We start from the raw sequence: 26766 nt of genomic DNA, 5'->3' as shown, positions 1-26766 counted from the left end.
CACTACCCCCTCGTCAGCAGTTCCATGTTGTGGCCGTCGGGATCCTCGAAGTAGACCCCGCGGCCGCCGTTCAGGCCGTTGACCTCGCCGGCCCGCTCGTGAAACGGGTCCGCCCAGTACGGGACGCCACCCGCTTCGAGCCGCGCCATCGCGGCGTCGAAGTCGTCGTCGCCGACCAAGAACGCGTAGTGCTGACTGGTGACTGCCTCGACGTGCAGGTAGTCCAGCGTCACGCCGTTGCCCAGCCGGACCGGCACGAACGGCCCGGACACCGGGTCCGTCGTCAAGCCGAGGATCCCGGCCAGGAACTCCGCCGACTTCTCCCGGTCGGTGACGCACACGATCGTGTGGTTCAGCTCCACGCTCATCGCTCGTCCCCTCCCGGAGCGGGCGCGAACGGCGGCGGGCCACCGATCGGGCTCAGGTGGATGCCGGCCAGCCGCCAGCGGCCGTCGTCGCGGACCAGCACGTGTGTGGCGCGGAACCGGCCGTTCACCGGGTTCCCCTGGTGCTTCGCGACCTGGTCGTGCACGCCGATCGCGATCGCGGTGCCGCCGAAGTCGCGGACCTCGACCTCGGCCCAGTCCAGCTTCTCGGTGACCAGCCCGCCGCCGCCGTAGCGCGCCAGCCACTGGTCGGTGTCCAGGACAAAACCCAGTGGCCCGACCAGGCGGAAACCGTCGGCGACCAGGCCGGCCAGCACTCGGTGTCCCCGCGCTCTTCGGCCGCGGCCCAGACCCGGCCGAACTCGCGGACCTGCTCTTCGGTGCTCATCGTGCTCCCCTTCCGTTCTCCGTTCGATGAGCAAAACGTTAGATGTCTAACCGTTAGATGTCAAACGCTTAGATCTCTCGGCATCTGCGGTACGGTTCCCCTCGTGCCACCACCAGTCACCGCCCCCATCGGCGTCGTCCTCGCCCGCACCGCCAAAACCGCCGGCCGCGCCTTCGACCAGGCCCTCGCCGCCGCAGGCGGCTCCCAACCCATCTGGCAGATCCTCATCTCCCTCAAAACCCGGCCCGCCGCCAACCAGCGCGAACTCGCCGACACCGTCGGCATCCAAGGCGCCACCCTCACCCACCACCTCAACGGCATGGAGACCACCGGCCTCGTCACCCGCCGCCGCGACCCCGACAACCGCCGCGTCCACCTCGTCGAACTCACCGAAGCCGGCGAAAAGCTCTTCCACCAGCTCGCCACCGCCGCCATCGCCCACGACCAGCGCATGCGAAAAGGCCTGTCCGACGCGGAAACCGCCCAGCTCGCCGACCTCCTGCACCGGCTCGCCGCCAACGTCACCGACAACCAGCCCGGAACCTGATCGATCCAGCGAGAGTGACTGGACGCACCCGACCGGCAACCACGAGGAGAGATAGGCTCCAGGCACTAGCCAAAGTCGTCTCAAGCTGGAGAACCGTAATGACCCAAGCCCCTGTCAACGTGACCGTCACCGGCGCCGCCGGCCAGATCGGCTACGCGCTGCTGTTCCGCATCGCGTCCGGTCAGCTGCTCGGCCAGGACGTCCCGGTGAAGCTGCGGCTCCTCGAGATCCCGCAGGCGGTCAAGGCGGCCGAGGGCACCGCCATGGAGCTCGACGACGGCGCCTTCCCGCTCCTGGCCGGCACCGACATCTTCGACGACCCCAAGCAGGCCTTCGAAGGCACCAACATCGCCCTCCTCGTCGGCGCCCGCCCCCGCAGCAAGGGCATGGAGCGCGGCGACCTCCTCGAGGCCAACGGCGGCATCTTCAAGCCCCAGGGCGAAGCCATCAACGCCGGCGCCGCCTCCGACGTCAAGGTCCTCGTCGTCGGCAACCCCGCCAACACCAACGCCCTCATCGCCCAGTCGCACGCCCCCGACGTGCCGGCCGACCGCTTCACCGCGATGACCCGCCTCGACCACAACCGCGCGCTCGCCCAGCTCGCCAAGAAGCTCGGCGTCTCCGTCACCGACATCAAGAAGCTCGCCATCTGGGGCAACCACTCCGCCACCCAGTACCCGTCGATCCAGCACGCCGAAGTCGCCGGCAAGTCCGTCGACGTCGACCAGGCCTGGCTCGAGAGCGACTTCATCCCGACCGTCGCCAAGCGCGGCGCGGCGATCATCGAAGCCCGCGGCCTCTCCTCGGCCGCCTCCGCCGCCTCCGCCGCCATCGACCACGTGTACACCTGGGTCAACGGCACCGCCGCCGGCGACTGGACCTCCGCCGCCGTCGTCTCCGACGGCTCCTACGGCGTCCCCGAGGGCATCATCTCCTCGTTCCCGGTCACCGCCGAGAACGGCGAGTACAAGATCGTCCAGGGCCTCGAGATCGACGACTTCTCCCGCGCCCGCATCGACGCCTCCGTCGCCGAGCTCGTCGAGGAACGCGACACCGTGCAGAAGCTCGGCCTCATCTGAGCCTGCGCACACCACCAGGGCCGCCGTTCCCCGGAACGGCGGCCCTTCGCGCGTGATCGCCCGCAGCGAACCCCGCACGCCCACAGCGAAACTCCCACCCGGCACGAGATCCACGGCCCTACCGTCGGCCCCATGACCGCTCTCGCCGTACCCGACATGCAAGCACCCGGCCAGTCACTCACCGACTCGGTCTTCGAACAGCTCCTGCGCGACCGCATCGTCTTCCTCGGCTCCGAGGTCACCGACGACGTCGCCAACCGGATCATCGCCCAGCTCCTCCTCCTGGCCGCCGACGACCCGGACAAGGACATCACCTTTTACCTCAACTCACCCGGTGGCTCCGTCACCGCGGGCATGGCCATCTACGACACCATGCAGCTCGTCAAACCCGACGTCTCGACCTGGGGCCTCGGCTTCGTCGCCTCCATGGGCCAGTTCCTGCTTTCCTCCGGCACCCCCGGAAAGCGCTACCTGCTGCCCAACACCCGGATCGTCATGCACCAGCCGTCGGCCGGGATCGGCGGCGCCGCCACCGACATCGCCATCCAGGCGGAAGTGTTCGGAAAGATGAAACGCCGCATCGCGGAAATCACCGCCCGCCAAACCGGCCAGACCGTCGAACGGATCACCACCGACGCCGACCGGGACCGCTGGTTCGACGCCGAAGAAGCGCTCGCATACGGCTTCGTCGACCACATCGTCGCCGGCTGACGCCCGGATGGGGCTCCCGGCGACCGGGAGCCCCATCCTCGACACTCAGCAGTGGCTGGCCAGCCGCATGCTGTTGATCCGGTCGAACAGCCGGCCGTCGAACGACCCCGCGTCGAACCACCAGGTCCAGGTGTTCTTCACGGTGCCCCGCACGAACTTGGGGTCACCCCCGTGCGTGACCGGGCCCAGCACGAACCCGGAACTGTCCACGATGGTCGGCCACATCAGCCACGCGTCATTGCTGTCGCTGCTGACGATCACCGCCTCGAACGACGCGCTGCCGTTGCGGTTCAGGGTCCACTTCGCCTGGTCCATCGTGCAGTCGCCGGCCGTGATGCGGCCCCAGCTGAACCAGCAGGAACCCGCCCCGGTACAGGTGGCCTGCGCCGTCTGCGTGCCGGCCGACGCCGGCACGACGAAGACGCTGCCCAGCGCGGCGGCGAACATCGTCAGGACGATCGCCACCCGACGTAGTTTGAACTTCATGTGTTCCTCCCCGGAAGTCGCCGGAAAACCCGGCTCACCGAAGCTAGCTCTCCGGTGACCGCGGCCGGAGTCACTTAGGTGCGACCACAAGGGAAGTCAAAACTGCCCAGCCCCGAAGCAGAATTGAATGATCGAGGGGTATCTCCCTCGTCGTTTGCGGGTTTTATCGGAAGCAGAGCTACTGCGGGACCGATTTTCTCGAAATCGGTCCCGCAGTATAGGGCGTTATACACTTGAAGAGAGGTCAGACTCCGTTGAGGCCTCGGCGCTTGAGGAGCGGCTCGATCTCCGGGTCGCGGCCGCGGAAGGCCCGGAAGGCGTCCATCGGGTCGATGGATCCTCCCCGGCCCAGGAGGGTGCGGCGGAAGTGGTCGCCGTTCTCGCGGGTCAGTCCCCCGCTCTCCCGGAACCACTGGACGGTGTCCGCGTCGAGGACCTCGCTCCAGATGTAGGAGTAGTACCCGGCGCTGTAGCCACCGCTGAAGACGTGCGCGAAGTACGTCGTGCGGTAGCGCGGCGGGATCGCGTCGACCGCGACACCGGCCTTCACCAGCGCGTCCGTCTCGAACCGCTGCACCTCCGCCACGCGGTCGTCGGCGCCGAGGGCGTGCCAGGCCTGGTCGAGCAGGGACGCCGCCAGGTACTCGGTGGTGGAGAAGCCTTCGCCGTACTGCTGGGCGGCGAGGAGCTTTTCGACCTGCTCGGCGGGCAGTGCCTCGCCGGTCTCGTGGTGCTTGGCGTAGTTGGCCAGCACCTCCGGCCACAGCATCCACATCTCGTTGACCTGGGACGGGTATTCGACGAAGTCGCGGGGCACGTTGGTGCCGGAGAACGTCGGGTAGCGGACGGACGAGACCAGCGCGTGGAGGGCGTGGCCGAACTCGTGGAACGCGGTGACGACCTCGTCGAAGGTGAGCAGGGTCGGCTCCCCCGCCGGCGGCTTGCCGACGTTGAGCACGTTCACCACGACCGTCTTGCGGCCGAGCAGCTCGGACTGGTCGACGAAGGTGTTCATCCAGGCGCCGCCGCGCTTGGCGTCGCGGGTGTACAGGTCGAGCAGGTACAGGCCGAGCGGGGTGCCGTCGGCGTCGAAGACCTCGAAGGTCCGGACCTCCGGGTGGTACTTCGGGAGGTCGTGCTGTTCGGTGATGGTGAGGCCGTAGAGCTTGGTGGCGGCGAAGAACACGCCGTCGAGGTAGACGCGGTCGGCCTCGAAGTAGGGGCGCAGCGCCTCGGTGTCGACGTCGAAGCGTTCACGCCGGACCTGCGCGGCGTAGTACGGCCAGTCCGACGGCCGCAGTGACGCGCCCGGCACGTCGGCTTCGAGCAGCTTCTGAAGCTCGGCGGCTTCGGTGCGGGCGTTCGCGACGGCCGCGGGCGCCAAGCGCTCGAGGAGGCCGGCGGCGGCTTCGGCGGTCTTCGCCGTCTCGTCCGCGATGACGTACGCCGCGTGGTTCGGGTAGCCGAGCAGCACGGCGCGTTCCGCCCGCAGGCGCACGATCTCCGCGACGACGCCGTTGTTGTCGAACTCGTTGCCGCGGTTGCCGCGGGCCATCGACGCGGTGTGGATCCGCTCGCGGACGTCGCGGTCGCGCAGCGTCTCCAGCGGCGAGGCCTGGCTGGTCGGCAGCGTCAGGGTGAGCACGTACTTGCCGGACTCACCCCGGGCCGACGCCGCCTCGGCCGCGGTGGCGATCGCGCCGTCGCCGAACCCGGCCAGCTCGGCGCGATCGGCGATCACGACGGCCAGCTCGTTGGTTTCCTTGAGCAGGTTCTGCTGGAACTTGGTCTGCAGCGTGGACAGCTGTTCGTTCAGCTCGCGGAGGCGGGCCTGCTCGGCCTCGCCGAGCCCGGCGCCGGCGCGGCTGAAGTCCGTGTGCTGCCGCTCCAGCAGCCGCAGCGACTCTTCGTCGAGGCCGAGCTCACCACGACGGGTGTGCAGGTCGTCGATGCGGGCGTACAGCTTCGGGTTCAGGTGGATCGCGTCGTGGTGGGCAGCCAGCTTGGGCGCGAACTCGGCCTGGATGGCCTGGATCTCGTCGGTGCTGTTGGAGCCGGACAGGTTGTAGAACACGCTCGCCACGCGCCCCAGCAGCTCGCCGGAGCGTTCGAGGGCCACGATCGTGTTCTCGAACGTCGGCTCGGCGTCCTGCGCCGCGATCTGCTCGATCTCCGCCGAGTGCTCGGCCAGTCCCGCTTCGAGCGCGGGCCGGTAGTGCTCGTCCGCGATCCGGTCGAAGGGCGGCAGGGCGTAGGGCAGTTCGCTGGGTGCGGCGAACGGGTTGTCCGGCGAAATCATCGGGGCAGGCTCCTGGTCGGGGAAAACACTCGGTCCCGCCACCCTACGGGCTCCCCCGGTGCCGATGTCAGCGCTTTCCGGAGGTGGCCAAGCTCACCGGCCGGTGGTACCGCCGACCACAGCGTCGCTGCTCCCGGCGTCCTTCGCGGCCTTTTTGCCCCGTCTCGGGGGCTTCGGCGCCGGCGGCACGATGCCGCGCAGATCGCCGCTGTGGTCGTTGACCCGCAGCACGAACGGCCGCGTCTCGGTGTAGCGCACGACCGAGACCGACGCCGGGTCGACGACGATCCGCTGGAACGCGTCGAGGTGCTGGCCGAGGGCGTCGGCGAGGATGGACTTGATCACGTCACCGTGGCTGCACAGCAGCCAGACGGCGTGGTCGCCGTGCTCGGCGGCGATCCGCCGGTCGTGCGCGCGGACGGCGGCCACCGAGCGTGCCTGCATCTGCGCGAGGCCTTCCCCGCCGGGGAACACCGCGGCCGAGGCGTGCGCCTGCACGACCCGCCAGAGCGGCTCCTTCGCGAGGTGCTTGAGCTCCTTGCCGGTCCAGTCCCCGTAGTCCACTTCGGACAGCCCGGGCTCGACGAGCTTGTCCAGCCCGCGCGCGGCGGCCAGCGGGCCGACCGTCTGCTTGCAGCGCAGCATGGGCGACACCACGAGCTCCGCCAGCGGAACGCCGTCGAGCCGCTCGACGAGCTTCTCCGCCTGGCCACGGCCGGTGTCGTCGAGGTTGACCTTCGGGGAACGCCCGGCCAGGACGCCGGAGCCGTTGGCCGTCGACTTGCCGTGCCGCAGCAGAATGACCGTACTCACGAGCACCACCCTACGTGGGGACCGATCATGCGGTCCCCACGTAGGGGGATCAGTGGCTGACCGGTCCCGAGTTGGGGTCCAGGACGCCGGTGAAGATCAGCACGAACAGCAGCACGCCGAGCACGAGCCGGTAGATCACGAACGGCACGAAGCTGCGCTTCTTGATGTAGGCCATCAGCCAGGCGATCACCGCGTAGCCGACACCGAAGGCGACGAGCGTGGCCAGGATCGTCGGGCCCCACTGAGCCGGCACGTCGCCCGACCCGATGTCCTTGAGCTTGTACACCCCCGACCCGAACACCGCGGGTAGCGCCAGCAGGAACGAGTACTCCGCGGCTTCCGCGCGGGTGTAGCCGAGCAGCAGGCCCGCGCTGGTCGTGCCGCCCGAGCGGGACACCCCCGGGATCAGCGCGAGCGCCTGGGCGAAACCGAACCCGAGGCCGTGCGGCACCGTCAGGTGGTCCAGCGTGCGCTCCTGCTTCCCGATCCGGTCGGCGAGCAGCAGGATCAGGCCGAACACGATGAGCACGGTGGCGGTGATCCGCAGGTCGCGGAACGCGCTGTCGATCTGGTCCTGCAGCAGCAGGCCGAGCACGACGATCGGCAGCGAGCCGATGATGATCAGCCAGCCCAGCCGGGCGTCCGGGTCGCGCCGCCAGTCCGGCTTGTACAGCGAGAAGAACCAGGCCTGCAGGATCCGCCCGATCTTCTTGCCGAAGTAGATGATCACCGCCAGCTCGGTGCCGATCTGGGTGACCGCGGTGAACGCCGCGCCCGGGTCGTCCCAGCCGACGAGCGCCGCGACGATCCGCAGGTGCGCGCTCGAGGAGATCGGGAGGAACTCGGTCAGGCCCTGGACCAGGCCCAGGACCAGTGCTTCGAACCAGCCCACGTCAGGCCACCCCCGCCGTCTCGAGCGCTTCGACGGCGGTGGTCAGCGCGGCGGCCGGGTCCGGGGTGAACGGCGACACCGACAGGGTCGTCACGCCGGCCTCGGCGAATTGGGTCATCTTCTCCGCGATCCGTTCCTTCGGGCCCAGCAGCGACGTCGCGTCGAGGAACTCCAGCGGCACCGCCGCCATCGCCCCCGCCCGGTCGCCGGCCAGGTACTTGTCCTGCACTTCGGCCGCCTCGGCTTCGAAGCCCATCCGGCAGGCCAGCTGGTTGTAGAAGTTCTTCTCCCGGCTTCCCATGCCGCCGAGGTAGAGCGCCGCGTAGCCGCGGACGGCGTCCGCGCAGGTCTTCCAGTCGTCCCCGGGGACGAGCGGCACGGTCGGGACGACGTCGAAACCTTCCATCGACCGCCCGGCGGCCTCCGCGCCGGCGCGGATCAGCGCCAACTGCTCCCCCGCGTGCGCCGGCGAGAAGAACACCGGCAGCCAGCCGTCGGCGAGCTCGCCGGTCAGCTCCAGGTTCTTCGGCCCGATCGCGGCCAGGTAGAGCGGGATGTGCTTGCGGGCCGGGCGGACGGTCAGCCGCAGCGCCTTGCCCGGGCCGTCCGGCAGCGGCAGCGTGAAGTGCTCACCTTCGTGGGCGAGCCGTTCCCGGCGCAGCGCCTTGCGGACGATCTGGGTGTACTCACGGGTGCGGCCCAGCGGCGAGGTGAAGCGCACGCCGTGCCAGCCCTCCGACACCTGCGGACCGGACACGCCGAGCCCGAGCCGGAACCGGCCGCCCGAGAGCGTGTCGAGGGTCGCGGCGGTCATCGCGGTCATCGCCGGGGTCCGGGCCGGGATCTGCAGCACCGCGGCGCCGACGTCGATCCGCGACGTCTGCGCCGCGATCCACGAGAGCACCGTCACCGCGTCCGAGCCGTAGGCCTCCGCGGCCCACACGACGGCGTAGCCGAGGTCGTCCGCCTGTTTCGCCAGGGCCAGGTTCGCGGGGTCGTTCCCCGCTCCCCAGTAGCCGAGATTGAGTCCGAGTCGCACGGGGCCGAACCCTAACGGGGGCCCTTGAGGGCGACACGACTCACCTTGGTCAGGTTCACCCAGGGCCGCCCACTAGGCTCGGCGGTCGTGGAAAAGCGACTGCTCGGCCGGTCGGGACTGCGCGTCTCGCGGATGGCGCTCGGCACCCTGTCCTGGGGTGGCGACACCGACGCGGAGGAGGCGGCCAGCCAGCTGGTCGCCTTCATCGATGCCGGGGGCACCCTGGTGGACACGGCCGACATCTACTGCGAGGGCGAGAGCGAGCGGGTGCTCGGCTCCCTCCTGGGTGACCTCGTGCCCCGCGAAGACGTCGTCGTCGCGACCAAGGCGGTCGCCCGCCGCACCGACGGCCCGTTCGGCGGCGGCGCCTCCCGCGGCGCGCTCCTCACCGCCCTCGACGGCTCGCTCAAGCGGCTCGGCACCGACCACATCGACCTCTGGCAGCTGCACGCCTGGGACGGCTGCGTGCCGCTCGCCGAGACGCTCGCCGCCCTCGAGTACGCCGTGACCAGCGGCAAGGTCCGCTACGTCGGCGTCTCGAACTACTCGGGCTGGCAGCTGGCGACCGCGGCCACGACCGCCGCCGCGGCCGCGCCGATCGTCTCCACGCAGATGGAGTACTCCCTGCTGGAACGCGGGGTGGACCGCGAGGTCGTGCCCGCCGCCGAACACCACGGGATCGGGCTGCTGCCCTGGGCGCCGCTCGGCCGCGGGGTGCTGACCGGCAAGTACCGCACCGGCACCCCGGCCGACTCGCGCGGCGCGTCGTCCGGGATGCTCGCCGGCTACGTCGAGCACCACCGCACCGACCGGGCCGCCCGGATCGTGCAGGCCGTCGCGACCGCCGCCGACGGGCTCGGCACGTCGCCGCTCGCCGTCGCGCTGGCCTGGGTCCGCGACCGGCCGGGTGTGGTCGCCCCGATCGTCGGCGCACGGGACACCGGCCAGCTCACCGGTTCGTTGACGGCGGAGGAGATCACCCTCCCGCCCGCCATCCGCTCCGCGCTCGACGACGTCAGCTCGATCCAGGTCGGCTACCCCGAGCGCTGGCCGCACTGACGGTGCCGATCAAGGAGCGGGTAGGTGTCTGTTGGGTGACACGCACGTGACGGCAAGGGAATCGTGGAGGATGCTGGTGAGGACCGCCCGTCGAGGGACACCTGGAGGCAGCAACGTGCGTCGGTTCGCCGCCGTGTCGTGGATCGTGATCCCGCTCGCCGGTGTCCTGGTGCTCTCGGGCTGCTCGTCGGCCAAGCCGGACAGCGGCGACGACCTGCAGATCGTCGCGAACCCGACGGCCGCGCGCCCGGCGGTCTCCCCCGCCGTCACCGTCAAGCCGGCCGGCCAGGTCCTGCCGGGCCCGGCCGTGTCCGCGGTGGCCGTCGAGGGCTCCACCCTCGTTGTTGCGCTTTCCGGCTCCCCCGCGTTGCAGCTCTACGACCTGAACGCGCTCGCGTCCCCGCCGGTGAATATGCCGTTATACGGCAAGGCGGAGCGGCTGACCGTGGCGCCGGGGCGGGTGGAGATCGCGGAGCCGGCTCAGGGTGTGGTGCAGCAGCTGACGTTGCCGGACCGGAAGCTCACCGAGACGAAGACCGGCGGGCAGCCGGCGTCGAGCATCGCCTACGGCGCCGATCGGCTGGTCGCGATGGGGGCGGCGAAGGAGATCCAGGTGCTGCCCGCGGCGGGTCCGGCGCGGACGATCGGCGGGCAGCTCTACAGCGCCGACGACGTGCTGGCCGCCGGGGACGGCGTCGTGGTGCTGGACCGGCTGCGCACGGCCGTGTTCTCGGTGGACGTCGCCGGCGGGAAGATCAACGAGGGTCTGCGTGCCGGTGACGGCGCCGCCAACGCCGTTGCGGACTCCTACGGCCGGGTGCTGGTGACGGACGCGCGGGCGGGCGCGCTGATCGCGTTCTCGGCGTCGCCGCTGATCATGCGGCAGCGCTACCCGGTGGCCGGCGGCGCGTATGGGATCGCTTACGACGCGAAGCGGAGTCTGGCCTGGGTGACGCTCACGGAACGCAACGAAGTGGTCGGGTTCGACGTCCGCGGGGGCGAGCCCGTGGAGAAGTACCGGTTCCCCACCGTGCGCCAGCCGGACTCGGTCGGGGTGGACGACCAGAGCGGCCGGGTGATCGTCGGCTCGGCCGCCGGAGAAGGGACCCAGGTGATCCAGCCATGACGACGGTCAGCGAGGCGGTGGTCGAAGGGGATTGGGAGTACCGCCGCCTGCACCTCCCCCCGGGGATTTCCCGGCGTGCGGCGGCGATCCAGCTCTCCATCCACGCGGAGTTCGCGGGCTGGGAACTGCGGAACGTCCGGCTCTACGCCGACGGCACCCGCCGGGTCTGGCTGCGCCGCAAGAAGACGGCGGAGAGCTTGTCCGGCGGCCTGCCGACCTAGCCACGCGGCCCGGGTCGGGTCGTCCCAGGTTTCGGCCGAGTCGAACGACAGCTCGGCCGTGGTCATCGTGGCGCGCGACGGCGTGTTCACGGCCCAGATCTGCGCGAAAAGGCGCGGTCGAGCCCGACGTCCGTGAAGCGGCCGCCGGACCCACCACCCGACGAAGCCGTCCCAGAACCCGCCCCGCTGCTAGCCGAACACCCGGTTCAGCCAGCCGTTCCAGGTCTTCTCCTCGGTCTCGGCGTCCGCGCCGGGTGTGAAGACGTGGTGCGAAGCGACCATCGGGCCGTGGAAGCCCTTGAGGAACCGGATCATGGCGTCGGCCGTGCGGATCCCGGCGGTCTGGCTGTTGACCGCGTAGACGACGCCCTCCTGCGGCTCCCGGCCGTCCAGCTCCAGCCGCACCCGGTCACCCTCGGCGGGCCGGGCGGAAAGCCCGAGTGCCGCGCCGAGCTCGGCCCAGGCGATGTCCCAGTCCCCCACCGGCGGGCCGAACGCCGTCACCGGCACCGCGGTGCGCCCGGCGAAGTGCGTGACGTACTCGACCAGTGTGCGGAAGAACATCGCGCCGCCGGCGACCATCGCCTCGAACTCGTCCTCCCAGTCGTCGCCGGGCAGGAAGCCACTCGTGACGCACCGGATCACCGAACTGCCGCCTTCGCGGCCCTCGATGAGGAACTCGTAAGCGACCCGGCGACCGTCCGGCGCGGGATCACTGCCGTAGACGAGCTTCTCGAGCGGGTCCCACTCCCGGATCCCGTACTCGGGCTGGAACCCGCCGAAGGCGCCGCGGATCACGCCGCCGGTGCCGCCTTCGACCTCGTTGCGGCCCATGAACCACGAGTTGATGCCCGGGCCGGTGGCGATCGCGTCCCACAGCTCTTCCGGTGTCGCGTCCACCTCGGCGGTGTCGGTCTGCTCGAACTCGTGGCCCATGTCAGGACTCCTCCGGGACGCTCGGGTGCACGGCGACGACCACGCGGTGGTTGCGGCCCTTCTCGGCCGTCTCGTCGTGGTACTTCCCGACCAGCGTGGTGACCGCGGTCGCCAGTTCCTCGGCGAACGCGGCCCGGTCGGCCGCCGAAGCGAAGCGCACCTCGCCGTCGAGCGCGAAGGTCGCGACGCGCTGCTTCGCCTTCGCTGCGCCGGTGATGAGCAGGCCGACGTCACGCACCAGCCGGCCGGCGACCGCGAGCAGCCAGCGCGCCGAGAGCCGGTCCGGCGACTGGGCCGGGTCCGGCTGCACCGCGGCCAGCGCGGCGGGCGAGATGACGTACGACGCCGCCGTCGCCTGCATCATCCGCTCGGTGACGTTGCCCTTGCGCCGCTCCTCGACCAGCTCCACCAGGCCATGCGTCTCGAGGGTCCGCAGGTGGTAGTTGACCTTCTGGCGCGGGAGGTCGACCCGGGCCGCCAGCATCGTCGCCGACGCCGGCTGCGCCAGTTCGGCCAGCAGCCGGGCCCGGATCGGGTCCAGCGACACCTCGGCCGCTGCCGCGTCCTCGATCACCGCCACGGGAAACATGGGCCCAGCATCCAGCCGAACAGAGAAGTTGTCAAGAACTCTCGCCTTGTCGGTGACTACTGTTGACCAGCGCGACGACCCGCGGCAGCACCTGCGCCGCGGCTTCCAGCGGGACGACGTGGCCCACCCCGGGCAGCACAACGGCGGTCCCGCCCTCCAGCCCGCCGGCCCACTGCTCGACGTCGGACGCGCGGACGATCCGGTCGCGCTCCCCCACGATCGCCGTCACCGGCAGGCCACTTACCTGCGCCAAGGCCGCGTCGCGCGCGTAGGCGTCCATGGCGGGGCGGAACAGCGAGACGGTGTGCGGCCAGTTGCCGCGGATCATCTTCACGGTCAGCTCGACCAGGTCGGGGTCCGGGTCGTCGCCGAAGAGCCACCACCGCAGGCCGGCGCTGACCGCCCGGCTGGTGTGCTCGCGCACCACGCCGAACACCTTCGAGCCGAGCACCGCCTCCAGGTCCCGGGCCAGTTTGCCCAGCGCGTTCGGCCAGGCCGCCGAGACCTCGGTGGCCAGCGTGCCCGACGACGTCGCCAGCAGCACCAGCCCCGACACGCGCTCGCGGAACAGCTCCGGGTGCCGCTGGGACAGCGACATGATCGCGAGCCCGCCCATGTCGTGCCCCACCAGCACCACCCGCCCGGCCGGGACCTCGCGCTCCAGCAGCTCGGCGAGGTCGTCACCGAGCTGCGCCATGGTCGCGGTGCCGCGCCGCGCCCGCCCGGATCCGCCGTGGCCGCGCTGGTCGTAGGTCAGCACCGCCACCGGCCCGTCGGCCGCGTCCGGCACCAGCGGCGCGATCCGGCCCCAGCTTCGCTGGTCGAGCGCGTACCCGTGGACGAACACCACGGTCACCGGCGCGGCCGGGTCGCCCCTGCGGATCACCTGCAGGGGCGTGCCGTCGGCGAGCGCGAACTGCGTCATCAGGACGTGCGCAGGAACCGGTCCAGCACGCGGGTGCCGAACTTCAGCGCCTCGACCGGGACACGCTCGTCGACGCCGTGGAACAGCGCCGAGAAGTCGAGGTCGGCGGGCAGCTTGAGCGGCGCGAAGCCGAAGTTGCGGATGCCGAGGTCCTGGAAGGACTTCGCGTCGGTGCCGCCGGACAGCATGTACGGCAGCGTCTTCGCACCCGGGTCTTCGGCCAGGACGGCCGCGGTCATGGCGTCGACGAGCGCGCCGTCGAAGGTCGTCTCGACCGGCGGGAGCTCCATCCACTCCTTCTCGATGTCCGGGCCGAGCAACTCGTCGAGCTCGCGGTCGAACGCCTCCAGCCGGCCGGGCAGGATGCGGCAGTCCACCGCGGCTTCGGCGACCGACGGGATGACGTTCGACTTGTAGCCGGCGGTGAGCATGGTCGGGTTGGCGGTGTCGCGCAGGGTCGCGCCGATCATCCGGGAGATGTTGCCCAGCTTGGCGACCGAGCCTTCGAGGTCGTCTTCGGGGAAGTCCCAGCCGGTGATCTCGGTGACGCCGGCGAGGAACTCCTTCACCGAGTCGGTGAGCACCAGCGGGAAGCGGTGGTTGCCGAGCTTCGCGACGGCCTCGGCCAGCTTGGTGACGGCGTTGTCGCGGTGGATCATCGAGCCGTGCCCGGCGGTGCCGCGCACCCGCAGCTTCATCCAGCGGATGCCCTTCTCCGCCGTCTCGATCAGGTAGGCGCGGACGTCGTCCTTGAGCGTGATCGAGAAGCCGCCGACCTCGCTGATCGCCTCGGTGACCCCTTCGAACAGCTCCGGCCGGTGCTCCACCAGCCACTGGGCGCCGAACTTGCCGCCCGCCTCTTCGTCGGCGAGAAAGGCGAAGACCAGGTCGCGCGGCGGGACGACGTTGTTCATCTTGTAGTGCCGGGCCAGCGCGAGCGCCATCCCGCACATGTCCTTCATGTCGACCGCGCCGCGGCCCCAGACGTAGTCGTCCTGGACCGCGCCGGAGAAGGGGTGGACCGACCACTCGGACGGGTCAGCAGGAACGGCGTCGAGGTGGCCGTGGATCAGCAGGCCGCCCCGGGACCGGTCGGCGCCTTCGAGCCGCACGATGACGTTGTGCCGGTTCTTCCCGCCCGACTCGACGTAGGTGATCTCGTAGCCGGCGTCGGTCAGCTTCTCCGCGACGTACTCGGCCGCCGCCCGCTCGCCGACCAGCGTGTCGGGGTCACCGGTGTTGGTCGTGTCGATGCGGATGAGCTCGCTGGTCAGCGTGACGGCTTCGGCCGCGGCGGCTTCGATCAGGTTCGGTTCGGTCACCGGCCATTCCTATCACCCGGATGGCCGGGTGCGCTGGCTGCGAGATCACCTCGGGAACGGAACGCGTCACCTTGATCGCTGGTTGTGACGAACCGCCTACACCCGCGACTCTTCGCGTGACCGCACGGCACTGCTCCGGTAAGGCTCCCACGGTGAAAAGTGCACGTCGGACCGCAGCTGCGACCAGGCCGGCCCGCCGCCCACTGGTCACCCTGCGGACGGAACCTCCGCCGGGCGAGGTGCCAGCCGGTTCGCCGGTCGGAAAGCTCGGCTTCGACGCCACCTTCTGCCGGCCGCGGATCCTGTACTTCGCCTACTTCGAAGCGAGCTTCCGAGGTACTGCGACGTCTGGCAGCTGGGCATGCGCCGGCGCGCCCGGTGACGCCGCCCGACTGACTCATCAGTCAAGTCGGCATCGCAACTCCCCTCAACCACAACGTTCTGCTCTCGGACATTGCGATTATCGCAACGTGGGGTTACCGTCTCCTGGCATGGACGAAACCGCCGAGCTGCGGGACCGGGTCCGCGGCCTGGTCAAGGCCGTGCCGGGGGCCCAGCGGGAGTTCGCCGCCGCGATCGGGCTCGACGAGACGAAGCTGTCCAAGGCGCTGAACGGCACCCGCCGGTTCTCGCCGCACGAACTGGTCCGCGTCGCCGAGCACTGCGGCGTCACGGTCAACTGGCTGCTCAACGGCAGCGACGACGCGGTCACCGTCACGGCGGTGCCCGCGCCGGCCGCCCGCCTGGTGAGCGACGACCCCGACCACCTCGCCCAGTCCGAGCCGCGCCGCCGCATCCTGGAGACGGCCTGGGCGCTGATCGCCGAACGCGGCTACCACAAGGTGCGCATCGCCGACATCGCCAAGGCGTGCGGGACGAGCACCGCCACCATCCACTACCACTTCCCGAGCAAGACCGAGGTCCTCAACGAAGCGTTGCGGCGCAACGTGAAGCTCGCGTTCGACCGGCAGGTCGCCGAACTGCACTCCATCGAGGACGCACACGAGCGGCTGCACCGCCTGGTCGAGCTGCAGCTCCCGACCGACGGCGTCCTGCGCGCCGAGTGGTCGGTGTGGCTGCAGGTGTGGAACGAGGTCGCGCTCGACCCGTCGTTCCGGTCGCTGTACCACGACTCGATCGGCCGCTGGGAACGCACGATCGCCATGACCATCCGCTCCGGCCGCGAGCAGGGTGTGTTCTCGGTGGCCGATCCGGACGCCGCGACCACCCGGCTGACCGCGCTGATCGACGGCCTCGGCATCCAGGTGCTGACCGGCCGCCCGGGCAGCACGGCCGAGAGCATGCGAGAACACCTGCACGACTTCATCGAAAGCTCGATAGTCAAAGGAGCCTGATGAACCACGAGGTCATCGTCACCTGCGCCCTCACCGGCGCCGGGGACACCGTCGGCCGGAGCCCGCACGTGCCCGTCACGCCCGCGCAGATCGCCGCGAGTGCCGTCGAGGCCGCGAACGCCGGGGCCGCCGTTGTGCACATCCACGTCCGGGACCCCGAAACCGGGTCACCGTCGCGGGACGTTGCGCTCTACCGCGAAGTCGTCCGGCTGGTGAAAGAGTCCGGTGTGGACGTCGTGGTCAACCTGACCGCGGGCATGGGCGGCGACCTGGTGATCGACCAGGAGGACCCGCTCAAGCCGGTCGACGGCACCGACCTGGTGAACGCGATGGACCGGCTGCCGCACGTCGAAGAGCTGCTGCCGGACATCTGCACCCTCGACTGCGGCTCCCTGAACTTCGGCGAGGGCAGCCAGCTCTACGTGTCCACACCCGACATGCTTCGCGCCGGCGCGAAGCGGATCCAGGAGCTGGGTGTCAAGCCGGAGCTGGAGATCTTCGACACCGGGCACCTCTGGTTCGCGGCCAAGATGGTCGAAGAGGGCCTGATCGACGCTCCCCCGCTGTTCCAGCTCTGCATGGGCATCCCCTACGGCGCGCCCGTCGACCCCGGCCTGCTGCAGGCCATGGTGCGGCTCCTCCCCGACGGCGCGCAGTGGGCGTCGTTCGCCATCGGGCGGGACCAGATGCCGTGGGTGGCGCAGTCGGTGCTGCTCGGCGGGCACGTCCGGGTCGGCCTGGAGGACAACCTCTACCTGACCAAGGGGGTCAAGGCGACCAACGGCCAGCTCGTGGAGCGCGCCGTCGGGATCGTGCAGGACCTGGGCGCCACCGTGGTAAGCGCTTCCCGGGCCCGCGAGATCCTCGGCCTGAAGGAGCGTGTCCGTGCCTGAGACGGTCGCGTGTGTCGGCGCCGGCGTGATCGGCGGCGGCTGGGTCGCGCACTTCCTCGCCCAGGGTTTCCGGGTCTGCGCCTGGGACCCGGCTCCGGACGCCGAGGCGAAGCTGCAACGGCTGGTCGACGCCGCCTGGCCCGCGCTCACGTCGCTCGGCTTGGCCGATGGCGCGAGCCGGGACAACCTCGTCGTCACGGCCACCCTCGCCGAAGCCGTCGCCGACGCGACCTTCGTCCAGGAGAGCGCCCCCGAGGACCTCCCGCTCAAGCGGAAGCTCCTGGCGGAGATCGACGCGGTCACCCCGGCGGGGATCGTCATCGCGTCCTCGACGTCCGGCTACGGCATGACGGAAATGCAGGCCGACGCCGTGACCCCGGAACGCCTGGTCGTCGGGCATCCCTTCAACCCGCCCTACCTGATCCCGCTGGTCGAGGTCGTCGGCGGCGAACGCACCGAAGCGTGGGCGGTCGAGCGGGCCGCGGAGTTCTACCGGCGGGTCGGCAAGACCGTGATCACCATGGACCGCGAGGTCCCGGGCTTCATCGCCAACCGGCTGCAGGAAGCGCTGTGGCGCGAGGCCTTGCACATGGTGGACAACGGCGAAGCCACCGTCGAGCAGATCGACACCGCCATCACCGCCGGGCCGGGCCTGCGCTGGCCCGTCCAGGGCCCCATGCTCACCTTCCACCTCGCCGGTGGTGAGGGCGGCATGGCGCACATGCTGGACCACTTCGGCCCGTCGCTGAAGGCGCCGTGGACCCGCCTCGAAGCCCCCGAGCTGACGCCGGATCTGCGTGACGCGGTCGTGGAGGGCTGTGAGGACGAGGCCGGGGAACGCACGATCGCCGACCTGATCGCCGAACGCGACCGGGCGATCATCGCCGTCCAGCGGGCCGTCGAGGAGGCGCGTGGTGGCTGAACCGACCTACCACGACCGCGTCCGTCCGGAGTGGATCGACTACAACGGCCACCTGTCCGAGCCTTACTACGTCCTGGTCTTCGGCGACGCGACAACACACCTGATGGACACCGTCGGCCTCGGCCCGGAGCGCAGCGGGTCCTCGCTGTACACCGTCGAAGCCCACGTCCGGTACCTGCGCGAAGTCGGGCCGGACGCCGAACTGGAGGTCACCACGTCGGTGGTCGGCCTCGGGGCGAAGAAGGTCCGCCTCTGCCACGAGCTGCGGGTCGCGGGTGACCTCGTCGCCACCGAGGAGATCCTGGCGATCCACGTCACGGACTCGAGAGCTTCGCCGCTTCCCGACGACGTCGCGGAGCGGCTGCGCGAACACCTCAGCCCGGTCCCGGACTACGCGGGGCGCGCCATCGCCTGACCCGAACACCCGCTCCCACCGGAAGTCCCCACCATGGAAGAGCGATGTAGGCCATTAACCCGACGAAGGTTCCTCGGCGTCACCGGCGTCGCGCTGCTGGCCGCCGGGTGCGGCGCGACGTACGCCGCACCGGTGCCGACCGGGCCGCCCCGGTCCGGCGGCACCCTGCGGGTCGGCGTCACCGGCGGCGGCGCGTCCGACACCCTCGACCCGCACACCCCGGCGACCAACCCGGACATCGCGCGGGTGATCAACCTGTACGAGCCGCTGCTCAACCGCGACCACGACTACCAGCTCCAGTTCCTGGTCGCGCAGTCGCTGACATCGTCCCCCGACGCCCGGACGTGGACGGCGGTGCTGCGCGACGGGGTCAAGTTCCACGACGGCCGCCCGGTGACGCCGGCCGACGTCGCCGCGACCTTCAAGCGGATCATGGACCCGAAGGACCCCAAGAGCGGCGCGGCCGGGCTGACCATGCTGGCCGAGGTGGCGCCGAGCGGCGGCCGGGCCGTCGAGTTCCGGCTGAACTCGCCGAATGCCGGGTTCGACGACCTGCTCGGCCAGTACTCGCTCGGCATCGTCCCGGCGGACTTCGACGTCAAGCGCCCGATCGGGACCGGCCCGTTCAAGGCCGGCTCGTTCACCGTCGGGCAGCAGAGCACGTTCACCCGCAACGAGCACTACTGGCGGCCCGGGCAGCCCTACCTCGACGAGCTGGTGCTGATCAACTTCGCCGACGACGACGCCCGCATCAACGCGCTGCTCTCGTCCCAGGTGGACGCCATCGACCAGGTGCCGGTGGCCCTGGTCGACGTGCTGCGCAGCGATCCGCGGATCGAGGTGCTCACCGCCGAGACGGGCACCTGGCTGCCGTTCACCATGCGCGTCGACCGGCCGCCGTTCGACGACGTCCGGGTGCGCCAGGCCATGCGGCTGGTCGTCGACCGGGAGCAGATGATCAACCAGGTCCTCAGTGGACAGGGCAGGCTCGGCAACGACCTCTACGCGCCCTTCGACCCGGCCTACGCGAAGGAACTCCCCCAGCGCAAGCAGGACGTCGAAAAGGCGCGGCAGCTCCTCGCCGCGGCCGGGCACTCCACTTTGGACGTCGAACTGGTCACCGCGCCGATCCAGGCGGGCGCGGTGGAGGCGGCGCAGGTGTTCCAGCAGCAGGCCAAGGCCGCCGGCATCAACGTCCGCATCCGCAAGCTGGACACCACGACGTTCTACGGCGAGAACTACCTGTCGTGGGACTTCGCGCAGGACTTCTGGTACACCCGCAACTACCTCCCCCAGGTCGCCTCGGGCACACTGCCGAAGGCGCCGTACAACGAGACCCACTGGCAGGACCCGGAGTTCGTCGACCTGGTCACCCGGGCCGGGTCCACAGTGGACCCGGCCGCACGCACGGACCTGCTGAAACAGGCGCAGAAGATCGAGTACGAGCGGGGCGGGCTGATCGTCTGGGGTTTTGTCAACCAGGTCGACGCGCACCAGAAGTACGTCGCCGGGCTGGTCCCCGACCGCACCGGGATCTCGCTGAGCGGTTACCAGTTCCGCAACGCCTGGCTCTCCCGCGACGAAGGAGGCGTGAGATGACCCGGCTGATCCTGCGCCGCCTGCTCGTCAGCGTCCTCGTGCTCTGGGTGGTGTCCCTGCTGGTCTTCGTCGCGACGCTGCTGCTGCCGGGTGATCCCGCGCGAGCGATCCTCGGCCAGCAGGCCACCCCGGAGCGGGTCGCCGCGCTGCAGCACCAGCTGCACCTCGACCTGCCGGTGTGGCAGCGCTACCTCGACTGGCTCGGTGGCCTGTTCACCGGCGACCTCGGCACCTCGACGTCCACCCAGGGCCCGGTGACGGCGTTGCTGGGCGACCGGATCTCGGCGTCACTCGTGCTGCTGGTCGTCGCCGCGGTGCTGGCCACCCCGATCGGGCTCGGCCTCGGCACGTGGAGCTCGATCCGCCGCGACCGCGCCGCCGACCAGGTGGTCTCCGGGATCAGCCTGGTGATCGCCGCGCTGCCGGAGTTCGTCATCGGCGTCGCGCTGGTCGTGCTGCTCTCGACGACGGTGTTCAAGATCTTCCCGTCGGTGACGATCACCGCGCCCGGCGAGGCGGTGTGGGACGAGCCCGCCCAGCTCGTGCTGCCGGTGCTGACCCTCGTACTGGTCGTGACGCCCTACATCACCCGGATGATGCGGGCGACGATGAACGAGGTCCTCGACAGCGGGTACGTCGAGATGGCCCGGCTCAAGGGTGTGCGCGAACGGACCGTGCTGGTCCGGCACGCGCTGCCGCACGCGATCGGCCCGGTCGCCCAGGTGGTCGCGCTGCAGCTGGCGTGGCTCGCCGGCGGGGTCGTGGTCGTCGAGTTCCTGTTCCGCTACCCCGGGATCGGCCAGGCGCTGATCGACGCGGTCGGCAAGCGGGACGTCGCCGTCGTCCAGGCGATCACCCTGCTCATCGCCGCGGTGTACATCGTGGTGAACCTGCTCGCGGACGTCGTCGGCATCCTCGCCAACCCGAAACTACGCACGGAGGCAGGCCGATGACCGCCGTCGAACTCCCCGGGACCTTCACCGAAGCCGCGCCGCCGGCTCGCTCCGGCGGGCTCTTCCGGACCGCGTGGGGATTCCCGCAGGCCAAGATCGGCACCGGGCTCACTCTCGTCGTGGTGCTCATCGCCCTGCTCGGCCCGTGGCTGGGGCCGGTGCTCACCGGGCACACCACCACGGACTTCGCCGGTAAGCCGTTCAAGCCCGACGGGGTCGCCGGCACCGACGGCCTCGGCCGCGACGTGCTCACCCGGTTCCTCGCCGGCGGGACGACGTTGCTGCTCTACGCCGTGCTGGCCACCGTGCTCGGGATCGTGCTGGGCGCGTTGCTCGGCATGGTCGCCGGCTACGGCGGCGGGCGGCTCGACAGCCTGCTGATGCGCGGCAACGACGTCCTGCTGTCCTTCCCCCAGCTGGTGATCGCGCTGCTCGCGATCGCGGTGATCGGGCCGGAAGGCTGGCTGCTGGTGCTGGTCATCGGGCTGACCCACGCCCCGCGCACGGCCCGGGTCGCCCGGCAGGCGACGGTCGCCGTGCGCGGCCAGGACTACATCCGCGCGGCCGAGATGTACGCCGTGCCGCGGTCGCGGATCCTGCTGCGGGAGATCCTGCCGAACATCACCGGGCCGCTCATGGTGGAGATCGGGCTGCGGCTGACCTACTCGATCGGGTACATCGCGTCGCTGTCGTTCCTCGGCCTGGGCATCCAGCCGCCGTCGGCCGACTGGGGCCTGATGATCAACGAGAACCGGATCGCGCTCGTCGTCCAGCCCTGGGGTGTGCTGCTGCCGGTGCTGGCGATCGCCGCGCTCACCGTGGGGACCAACCTGGTGGCCGACGCGCTGGCCTCGGCCGCCGCCGGCCGGAAGCGGGAGGCTCGCGCATGAACGCCGCTCTCGAGGTCACCGGGCTCGCCGTCCGCACCACGGCCGGGGTGCCCGTTTTGGACGACGTCTCCTTCGCCGTGGCTCCCGGCGAGGTCCTGGCCTTGGTCGGCGAGTCCGGCTCCGGCAAGACCACCGCCGGGCTGGCCGCGCTCGGCCACTTCCGGCGCGGGCTCGCGGTGTCGGGCGGCCGGATCACCGTGCGCTCGCGCGGCGAGGACGCCGTCGACGTCCTCGCGCTCGACGCTGCGGCGCGACGGAAGCTGCGCGGCAGCACGGTCGCCTACATTCCGCAGGACCCGGCGTTGTCGCTGAACCCGGCGCTGCGGATCGGGCTGCAGATCGCCGAGGTCCTGGAGACCCACGGCTTCGCGGGCCCGGTCGAGGACCGCGTCACCGAGGTCCTGGCCGAGGTCGGGCTGCCGGCGGACCCGGCGTACCGGCGCCGCTACCCGCACCAGCTCTCCGGCGGGCAGCAGCAGCGTGTCGGCATCGCGATGGCGTTCGCGTGCCGCCCGGCCGTGGTGGTGCTCGACGAGCCGACCACCGGGCTCGACGTCGTCACGCAGGCCCTGGTGCTGAAGACCGTGCGGGCGCTGACCGCCGGACACGGGGTCGCCGCCCTGTACATCACCCACGACCTCGCGGTGGTCGCCGAGATCGCCGACCGCGTCGCGGTGATGTACCACGGGAGCATCGTCGAGTGCGGCCCCGCTGCGTCGGTGCTGCGGACTCCGTCGCACGCCTACACGCGACGGCTGCTGGACGCCGTGCCCGATCCGGACGCGGTGGCCGCGCCTCCCCCGGCGGCCGAGCCCGTGCTCGCGACGAAGGGCGTGTCCGTCTCCTACGGACAGCACGTGGTGCTGCGCGGGGTCGACGTCTCGGTCGCGCGGGGCGAGTGCCTGCTGCTGCTCGGCGAATCCGGGTCCGGCAAGACGACGCTGTCGCAGTGCATCGCGGGGTTGACCAGCTACTACTCCGGGACGGTTTCCCTGGCGGGCACCAGCCTGGCGGCGTCCACGCGGCAGCGGTCCGACGAGCAGCGGCGCCGGATCCAGTACGTGTTCCAGAGCCCGTTCTCCTCGCTCAACCCGCGCAAGACGGTGGCGCAGTCGATCGAAGTGCCGTTGACGCGGCTGACGTCGATGTCGCGGGCGGAGCGCCGAGAGCGTGTTGCCGAGATGCTCGACCGGGTCCGGCTCGGGCGGGCGCTGGCCGACCGGCTGCCCGAGCAGCTCAGCGGCGGCGAGCGGCAGCGGGCCGCCATCGCCCGTGCCCTGGTGACAACGCCGGACGTGCTGGTGTGCGACGAGGTGACGTCCGCATTGGACGTTTCGGTGCAGGCCACGATCGTCGAGCTGCTCGGGGAGCTGCGTCGTGAGCTCGGGATGGCGATGCTGTTCGTGACGCACAACATCGCGCTGGCCGGCGAGGTCGCGGACCGGATCGCCGTGCTGCAGGGCGGTGCGATCGTCGAGGAAGGCTCGGTGCGGAGCGTGCTGGACGCGCCGTCGCACGCCTACACGCGGGAGCTGCTGGCCGCGACCCCGCGCCTGTGAAGGGCCCTCATGTGAACGGCACGGTGGCGCCGGGTTTCGAGCCGGTGCGGGACGCGTTCGCCACCGTGCTGGCCAAGACGTCCGGGGGCGCGGCGTTCAGCGTGGTGCGCCGGGGCGAAGTCCTCGTCGAGCTGTGGGGCGGGCCGGGCTGGACGCGGGACACGCTGGTGGTGCTGTTCTCCGGCACCAAGGGTGTGGTGGCCTCCGTGATGGCGCTGCTGACGGCGCGCGGGTTACTCGATCCTTCGGAGCGCGTCACGACGTACTGGCCGGAGTTCCGTGCCGAGGCTCGGGTGTCCCACGTGCTGTCCCACACGGTGGGGCTGCCCTACGTCGAGGCGGACGTGTCCTTTCTGGACAACCGGGCGAACGCCGCCGCCCTGGCGGCCCAGCAGCCACTGTGGACACCCGGATCCCGGGTCGCCTACCACGCGACGACCTACGGGTACCTCTGCACCGAGCTGATCCGCCGGGTGACGGGACAGAACGCGGGCGCGGTCGTGGGTGCCCTGCTGGGCGGCTTCGACGTCCACCTCGGCACCCCCGCGGCCGAGGACCACCGCGTCGCGCGGCTGACCCGGTCACCGGACTACCGGATCAGCACGTTCCTGCACGACCCCGCGCGGCGGAAGATCGTGGAGCGGATGTACCGCGGGCTCCTGGAGCCCGACACGATCAACTCGGCCGAGTACCGCCGGGCGGAGCTCGCGGCGGGCGGCGCGACCGGCACGGCCGCGGCGATGGCCCGGCTGTACGACCGGATCTGCGCGGGCCTGGTGCCCGCGCCGGTCCTCTCGGCGGCGACCCGCGAATGGTCATCGGGCACGGACGTGCTCAACGACCGCCCGGTCCGCTTCGGCCTCGGCTACGAGCTGGCGGACGGCATCGGCACCTACGGCCCGGCCCCGGTCGCGTTCGGCCACTCCGGCGCGGGTGGCGGGCGGCACGGCGCCTGGCCGGAGGAGGGTCTGGGGTTCTCGTTCACGACGAGCGAGCTGCAGTCCGAGGACACGGACGAACGCGGATCCCTGCTCCTGACAACACTGGCGGACTGCCTCTGACACACCCGGCCCGAGCGCCCCGATGTGGCCTTGGTTGCGTCAGACGCACCGAAGGCCGCCTTGGGGCGCTCGGGGTCAGGCGACCGGCGCGATCGTCTCCCCCGCCACCGGCGGACAGTTCAACAGCCGGTGCAGCGACGGCTCGCCCGTGCCCGGGTCGACCAGAGACGCCAGCAGCCGGACCGCCGCGCGGCCCAAAGCCCGTCGTGGCACTTCGAACCCGCTGATCTCCGGGCCCGCGGTCCCACCCGGCGGCCGGCCCAGCACCGCCAGCGAGACGTCACCGGGCACCGAAACCCCTGCCGCGCGGAGGGCTCGCTGCGTCGCCTCGAACACCGCGCCCGTGTCGGTTTCCTCGACCACCAGCGCCGTCACGCCGTCGTCGAGCCAGTTGCGGATCGTCGTCGCGCCGAGGTCGGCGCCGTCGGTGCGGACCACCAGGCCCGGCAGGTTGAGCCCGGCGTCGGCGGCCGCGGCGCGCACGCCGCGTTCGCGGTCGCCCGACGACGGGGCGTCGTCCGGCTCGCGCAGGTAGCGGAGGCGCCGGTGGCCCGCGCGTGCCAGCCGGGTGATCACCTCGGCCGAGGCGGCCACGTAGTCCGCGCCCACGTGCGGGATCCGGCCGCCCAGCTCGGTGCGGCGTCCGATGTGGACGATCGGGAACCCGCTCGCGAGCAGGTCGCCGATCGCGTCCACCGGCACGTGCCGGCCGAGGAACAGGCAGCCGTCCGCGAGGCGGGTGCGGCGGATCCGGCCGGGCACCGCGCTGGACGCGGTGAACATGATCAGGTCCTTGCCGAGCGCGGCCGCCTCGGCTTCGACACCGGCGAGGATCGGGTAGTAGGAGTCGGCGACGTCCATCGGGAACGCCGGGGTGAAGGTGTAGACGCCGAGAAGGTTGTTGCGCGATGACGCCAGCCGTTTCGCCACCGGGTCGGGCACGTACCCCAGCCGTTCGGCGGCTTCCAGCACCCGCAGGCGCGTCCGCTCCGACAGCCGGACGCCGGTGCGGTTCCCGCCCAGCACCACCGAGACCGTCGCCTGCGAAACCCCGGCGACCCGCGCGATGTCGGCCTGCCGGGGCATCCGCCGCACCCTGCCCATCGGGTACCTCGCTCGGGTCGCCGGGGTCAGCTGATCCGATTCAGCGTGCAAGCCCTCCCCAGGGGCGTCAACTGTTTTGCCCGAAACTCCAGCAATCCTGTCCCGACCGAACTAATACGTATTACTCCCTTGACCTGGCCGCCGGGATCGTGGCACCGTCGCCGCACACTTCACCGACGAAGGAGCCGCCATGAACCTCACCCGCCGCGGCCTGCTGGCCGGCGCCGCCGCGCTCGGCGCGGGCGCGCTCCTGCCCGTGACGGCCGCCGGCGCGGCCCCCGCCGGCTTCCCGGACTACCGGTACCAGCGGCTCGCCCTCGTCAAGAGCAAGCTCGAGTACAACCCGACCGGCGAGCTGATCTTCCCGTGCGTCCGGGGCACCGCGGGCCGCATTCCGAACGCGCTCGGCGCGTACTACCTCTACTACGCGCCGCACGACGCGCCGGGCGGGATCTGCCTGGCCTACGCGAACTCCCTCGACCAGGAGTTCACCGAGTACGCGGGCAACCCGATCATCAAGAACTCCTGGCCGGGCGAGTACTCGGTCAGCCACGTCTCGTCGCCGCACGCCCTGTGGAACGACGACGCCAAGCGCATCTACCTGTACTTCCACGGCGAGAACACCGTCACCCGGCTCGCCAGCTCCGCCGACGGCATCCACTTCACCTACGAGAAGGAGGTCCTGTCCACCCGGCTGCAGCCCGCGGGCACCACCGAAACGTCCTACGCCCGGGTGTTCCGCCAGGACCTGCCGGCGAAGAACGCGCGTTATGTCATGGTCTTCATGCTCAACAACACCACCAACCACCGCGACATCGGCTGGGGCTGGTCACCCGACGCGCTCGACTGGACGTTCTCGCAGACGCCACTGGTCCGCCACACCGACGTCGGCGCGTCCGACATCGGCGGCCCGCACCTGCTGTACCGCAACAACAGCACGTACGTCGTCTACAACACCGACATCGGCCACGGCGGCAGCCTGATGATCACCGAGGTCGGCAACGACTTCTCGAAGCGCAACCACCTCGGCGTGTTCCACGCGCCGCTCGCGGGCGCCCCGGACAGCGGCCGGTGCGCGGCCCCGAGCTTCGGCACCTACCAGGGCCGCGAGTACATGATCTACGAGGCGGGCGCGCGGCTGGCCGGCAACATCGCCATCGCCCGCGCGGTCTGAGCACCGGGCCGCCGGGTACGCCG

Annotated in this window: 28 protein-coding genes; 16 read left to right on the top strand and 12 right to left on the bottom strand. The window is 71.0% G+C overall.

From position 1 onward, the window contains the following. Window positions 1-2 precede the first annotated feature (2 nt). Both ACIA5G_RS38550 and ACIA5G_RS38545 read right to left on the bottom strand, forming a co-directional pair. Entirely contained in the window at window positions 3-368 is a 366-nt protein-coding gene (locus ACIA5G_RS38550) for a VOC family protein (protein WP_395932491.1), read from the bottom strand. Continuing rightward, window positions 365-703 carry a nuclear transport factor 2 family protein gene (locus tag ACIA5G_RS38545; RefSeq protein WP_395932489.1) on the bottom strand — a complete coding sequence of 113 codons (339 nt, stop codon included), beginning with the start codon at window positions 701-703 and terminating at the stop codon, window positions 365-367. The genes ACIA5G_RS38550 and ACIA5G_RS38545 overlap by 4 nt, the downstream gene beginning before the upstream one ends. Before the next feature lie 174 nt (window positions 704-877). Between ACIA5G_RS38545 and ACIA5G_RS38540 the strand changes: the two genes are divergently transcribed. The 3 genes from ACIA5G_RS38540 to ACIA5G_RS38530 all read left to right on the top strand — a co-directional run bounded on the left by ACIA5G_RS38540 (window position 878) and on the right by ACIA5G_RS38530 (window position 3111). After that, on the top strand, window positions 878-1321 hold the full coding sequence (locus tag ACIA5G_RS38540) for a MarR family winged helix-turn-helix transcriptional regulator (RefSeq protein WP_395932487.1): 444 nt from the start codon (window positions 878-880) through the stop codon (window positions 1319-1321). Window positions 1322-1419: 98 nt separating this feature from the next. Beyond that, complete coding sequence (locus ACIA5G_RS38535) at window positions 1420-2400, top strand: malate dehydrogenase (RefSeq protein WP_395932485.1); 981 nt, start codon at window positions 1420-1422, stop codon at window positions 2398-2400. 132 nt (window positions 2401-2532) lie between these two features. Further along, a complete protein-coding gene (locus tag ACIA5G_RS38530) occupies window positions 2533-3111 on the top strand; it encodes a ClpP family protease (RefSeq protein WP_395932483.1) in 579 nt (192 codons plus the stop codon). Between the two features lie 45 nt (window positions 3112-3156). Here ACIA5G_RS38530 and ACIA5G_RS38525 read toward each other — a convergent pair whose 3' ends face one another. The 5 genes from ACIA5G_RS38525 to ACIA5G_RS38505 all read right to left on the bottom strand — a co-directional run bounded on the left by ACIA5G_RS38525 (window position 3157) and on the right by ACIA5G_RS38505 (window position 8640). Next, entirely contained in the window at window positions 3157-3597 is a 441-nt protein-coding gene (locus ACIA5G_RS38525) for a DUF6294 family protein (RefSeq protein WP_395932481.1), read from the bottom strand. Between the two features lie 244 nt (window positions 3598-3841). Further along, on the bottom strand, window positions 3842-5896 hold the full coding sequence (locus tag ACIA5G_RS38520; protein ID WP_395932479.1) for a M3 family metallopeptidase: 2055 nt from the start codon (window positions 5894-5896) through the stop codon (window positions 3842-3844). Window positions 5897-5989: 93 nt separating this feature from the next. After that, on the bottom strand, window positions 5990-6709 hold the full coding sequence (locus ACIA5G_RS38515) for a histidine phosphatase family protein (protein ID WP_395932477.1): 720 nt from the start codon (window positions 6707-6709) through the stop codon (window positions 5990-5992). Window positions 6710-6758: 49 nt separating this feature from the next. Continuing rightward, the gene (locus ACIA5G_RS38510; RefSeq protein WP_395932475.1) at window positions 6759-7601 is read right to left on the bottom strand and encodes an undecaprenyl-diphosphate phosphatase; all 843 of its coding nucleotides are present in this window, start codon (window positions 7599-7601) and stop codon (window positions 6759-6761) included. A gap of 1 nt (window position 7602) precedes the next feature. Next, window positions 7603-8640: an LLM class F420-dependent oxidoreductase gene (locus ACIA5G_RS38505; protein ID WP_395932473.1), complete on the bottom strand. Its 1038-nt coding sequence runs from the start codon at window positions 8638-8640 to the stop codon at window positions 7603-7605. Window positions 8641-8727: 87 nt separating this feature from the next. Here ACIA5G_RS38505 and ACIA5G_RS38500 point away from each other — a divergent pair, with 87 nt between their 5' ends. The 3 genes from ACIA5G_RS38500 (at window position 8728) to ACIA5G_RS38490 (ending at window position 11046) form a co-directional block, all read left to right on the top strand. After that, on the top strand, window positions 8728-9699 hold the full coding sequence (locus tag ACIA5G_RS38500) for an aldo/keto reductase (RefSeq protein ID WP_395932471.1): 972 nt from the start codon (window positions 8728-8730) through the stop codon (window positions 9697-9699). A gap of 115 nt (window positions 9700-9814) precedes the next feature. Then, window positions 9815-10825 carry a YncE family protein gene (locus ACIA5G_RS38495; RefSeq protein WP_395932469.1) on the top strand — a complete coding sequence of 337 codons (1011 nt, stop codon included), beginning with the start codon at window positions 9815-9817 and terminating at the stop codon, window positions 10823-10825. Then, complete coding sequence (locus ACIA5G_RS38490; RefSeq protein ID WP_395932467.1) at window positions 10822-11046, top strand: DUF5703 family protein; 225 nt, start codon at window positions 10822-10824, stop codon at window positions 11044-11046. Before ACIA5G_RS38495 ends, ACIA5G_RS38490 begins: the two co-directional genes overlap by 4 nt. Window positions 11047-11235: 189 nt before the next feature. Here the strand turns inward: ACIA5G_RS38490 and ACIA5G_RS38485 are convergent, their stop codons facing one another. The 4 genes from ACIA5G_RS38485 to ACIA5G_RS38470 are packed head-to-tail and all read right to left on the bottom strand — an operon-like array spanning window position 11236 to window position 14818. Then, window positions 11236-11982: an SRPBCC domain-containing protein gene (locus ACIA5G_RS38485; RefSeq protein WP_395932465.1), complete on the bottom strand. Its 747-nt coding sequence runs from the start codon at window positions 11980-11982 to the stop codon at window positions 11236-11238. 1 nt (window position 11983) lies between these two features. Further along, a complete protein-coding gene (locus ACIA5G_RS38480; RefSeq protein WP_395932463.1) occupies window positions 11984-12571 on the bottom strand; it encodes an ArsR/SmtB family transcription factor in 588 nt (195 codons plus the stop codon). Window positions 12572-12602: 31 nt separating this feature from the next. Beyond that, the gene (locus tag ACIA5G_RS38475) at window positions 12603-13496 is read right to left on the bottom strand and encodes an alpha/beta fold hydrolase (protein ID WP_395932461.1); all 894 of its coding nucleotides are present in this window, start codon (window positions 13494-13496) and stop codon (window positions 12603-12605) included. Further along, a complete protein-coding gene (locus ACIA5G_RS38470; protein ID WP_395932459.1) occupies window positions 13496-14818 on the bottom strand; it encodes a M20/M25/M40 family metallo-hydrolase in 1323 nt (440 codons plus the stop codon). Before ACIA5G_RS38470 ends, ACIA5G_RS38475 begins: the two co-directional genes overlap by 1 nt. A gap of 491 nt (window positions 14819-15309) precedes the next feature. On the opposite strand from ACIA5G_RS38470, the gene ACIA5G_RS38465 reads away from it, so the two are divergent. Genes ACIA5G_RS38465 through ACIA5G_RS38425 form a run of 9 tightly spaced genes read left to right on the top strand, consistent with a single transcriptional unit; the run spans window position 15310 to window position 24465 of the window. Then, window positions 15310-16173 (top strand): TetR family transcriptional regulator C-terminal domain-containing protein, encoded by an 864-nt coding sequence (locus tag ACIA5G_RS38465; RefSeq protein ID WP_395932457.1) that lies wholly within the window; start codon window positions 15310-15312, stop codon window positions 16171-16173. After that, complete coding sequence (locus tag ACIA5G_RS38460) at window positions 16173-17066, top strand: 3-keto-5-aminohexanoate cleavage protein (RefSeq protein WP_395932455.1); 894 nt, start codon at window positions 16173-16175, stop codon at window positions 17064-17066. The genes ACIA5G_RS38465 and ACIA5G_RS38460 overlap by 1 nt, the downstream gene beginning before the upstream one ends. After that, window positions 17059-17988, top strand: coding sequence for a 3-hydroxyacyl-CoA dehydrogenase NAD-binding domain-containing protein (locus ACIA5G_RS38455; RefSeq protein ID WP_395932453.1), 930 nt, complete (start codon window positions 17059-17061; stop codon window positions 17986-17988). Before ACIA5G_RS38460 ends, ACIA5G_RS38455 begins: the two co-directional genes overlap by 8 nt. Further along, window positions 17981-18403, top strand: a complete 423-nt coding sequence (locus ACIA5G_RS38450; RefSeq protein WP_395932451.1) for a thioesterase family protein — start codon at window positions 17981-17983, stop codon at window positions 18401-18403. The genes ACIA5G_RS38455 and ACIA5G_RS38450 overlap by 8 nt, the downstream gene beginning before the upstream one ends. A 33-nt stretch (window positions 18404-18436) precedes the next feature. Continuing rightward, complete coding sequence (locus ACIA5G_RS38445) at window positions 18437-20002, top strand: ABC transporter substrate-binding protein (protein ID WP_395932449.1); 1566 nt, start codon at window positions 18437-18439, stop codon at window positions 20000-20002. Further along, window positions 19999-20955, top strand: a complete 957-nt coding sequence (locus ACIA5G_RS38440) for an ABC transporter permease (protein ID WP_395932447.1) — start codon at window positions 19999-20001, stop codon at window positions 20953-20955. The genes ACIA5G_RS38445 and ACIA5G_RS38440 overlap by 4 nt, the downstream gene beginning before the upstream one ends. Continuing rightward, a complete protein-coding gene (locus ACIA5G_RS38435) occupies window positions 20952-21845 on the top strand; it encodes an ABC transporter permease (protein WP_395932445.1) in 894 nt (297 codons plus the stop codon). Before ACIA5G_RS38440 ends, ACIA5G_RS38435 begins: the two co-directional genes overlap by 4 nt. Beyond that, window positions 21842-23404, top strand: coding sequence for an ABC transporter ATP-binding protein (locus tag ACIA5G_RS38430; RefSeq protein WP_395932442.1), 1563 nt, complete (start codon window positions 21842-21844; stop codon window positions 23402-23404). The genes ACIA5G_RS38435 and ACIA5G_RS38430 overlap by 4 nt, the downstream gene beginning before the upstream one ends. 11 nt (window positions 23405-23415) lie before the next feature. Beyond that, the gene (locus ACIA5G_RS38425; protein ID WP_395932440.1) at window positions 23416-24465 is read left to right on the top strand and encodes a serine hydrolase domain-containing protein; all 1050 of its coding nucleotides are present in this window, start codon (window positions 23416-23418) and stop codon (window positions 24463-24465) included. Between the two features lie 75 nt (window positions 24466-24540). Here ACIA5G_RS38425 and ACIA5G_RS38420 read toward each other — a convergent pair whose 3' ends face one another. After that, window positions 24541-25551 carry a LacI family DNA-binding transcriptional regulator gene (locus ACIA5G_RS38420; RefSeq protein WP_395932438.1) on the bottom strand — a complete coding sequence of 337 codons (1011 nt, stop codon included), beginning with the start codon at window positions 25549-25551 and terminating at the stop codon, window positions 24541-24543. 208 nt (window positions 25552-25759) lie between these two features. On the opposite strand from ACIA5G_RS38420, the gene ACIA5G_RS38415 reads away from it, so the two are divergent. Beyond that, window positions 25760-26743, top strand: a complete 984-nt coding sequence (locus tag ACIA5G_RS38415; protein WP_395932436.1) for a hypothetical protein — start codon at window positions 25760-25762, stop codon at window positions 26741-26743. Window positions 26744-26766 lie beyond the last annotated feature (23 nt).

Source organism: Amycolatopsis sp. NPDC051758, assembly GCF_044453095.1.
Classification (GTDB): Bacteria; Actinomycetota; Actinomycetes; order Mycobacteriales; family Pseudonocardiaceae; genus Amycolatopsis.
The sequence above is the reverse complement of the archived record's forward strand: the minus strand, read 5'-3'. Positions and strand labels throughout refer to the sequence as shown.

Coding starts and splice junctions, on each gene's coding strand:
- ACIA5G_RS38550 (WP_395932491.1), bottom strand. CDS start 368: ATGAGCGTGGAGCTGAACCACACGATCGTGTGCGTCACCGACCGGGAG.
- ACIA5G_RS38535 (WP_395932485.1), top strand. CDS start 1,420: ATGACCCAAGCCCCTGTCAACGTGACCGTCACCGGCGCCGCCGGCCAG.
- ACIA5G_RS38530 (WP_395932483.1), top strand. CDS start 2,533: ATGACCGCTCTCGCCGTACCCGACATGCAAGCACCCGGCCAGTCACTC.
- ACIA5G_RS38525 (WP_395932481.1), bottom strand. CDS start 3,597: ATGAAGTTCAAACTACGTCGGGTGGCGATCGTCCTGACGATGTTCGCC.
- ACIA5G_RS38520 (WP_395932479.1), bottom strand. CDS start 5,896: ATGATTTCGCCGGACAACCCGTTCGCCGCACCCAGCGAACTGCCCTAC.
- ACIA5G_RS38490 (WP_395932467.1), top strand. CDS start 10,822: ATGACGACGGTCAGCGAGGCGGTGGTCGAAGGGGATTGGGAGTACCGC.
- ACIA5G_RS38485 (WP_395932465.1), bottom strand. CDS start 11,982: ATGGGCCACGAGTTCGAGCAGACCGACACCGCCGAGGTGGACGCGACA.
- ACIA5G_RS38480 (WP_395932463.1), bottom strand. CDS start 12,571: ATGTTTCCCGTGGCGGTGATCGAGGACGCGGCAGCGGCCGAGGTGTCG.
- ACIA5G_RS38475 (WP_395932461.1), bottom strand. CDS start 13,496: ATGACGCAGTTCGCGCTCGCCGACGGCACGCCCCTGCAGGTGATCCGC.
- ACIA5G_RS38465 (WP_395932457.1), top strand. CDS start 15,310: ATGGACGAAACCGCCGAGCTGCGGGACCGGGTCCGCGGCCTGGTCAAG.
- ACIA5G_RS38460 (WP_395932455.1), top strand. CDS start 16,173: ATGAACCACGAGGTCATCGTCACCTGCGCCCTCACCGGCGCCGGGGAC.
- ACIA5G_RS38445 (WP_395932449.1), top strand. CDS start 18,437: ATGGAAGAGCGATGTAGGCCATTAACCCGACGAAGGTTCCTCGGCGTC.
- ACIA5G_RS38440 (WP_395932447.1), top strand. CDS start 19,999: ATGACCCGGCTGATCCTGCGCCGCCTGCTCGTCAGCGTCCTCGTGCTC.
- ACIA5G_RS38435 (WP_395932445.1), top strand. CDS start 20,952: ATGACCGCCGTCGAACTCCCCGGGACCTTCACCGAAGCCGCGCCGCCG.
- ACIA5G_RS38430 (WP_395932442.1), top strand. CDS start 21,842: ATGAACGCCGCTCTCGAGGTCACCGGGCTCGCCGTCCGCACCACGGCC.
- ACIA5G_RS38420 (WP_395932438.1), bottom strand. CDS start 25,551: ATGCCCCGGCAGGCCGACATCGCGCGGGTCGCCGGGGTTTCGCAGGCG.
- ACIA5G_RS38415 (WP_395932436.1), top strand. CDS start 25,760: ATGAACCTCACCCGCCGCGGCCTGCTGGCCGGCGCCGCCGCGCTCGGC.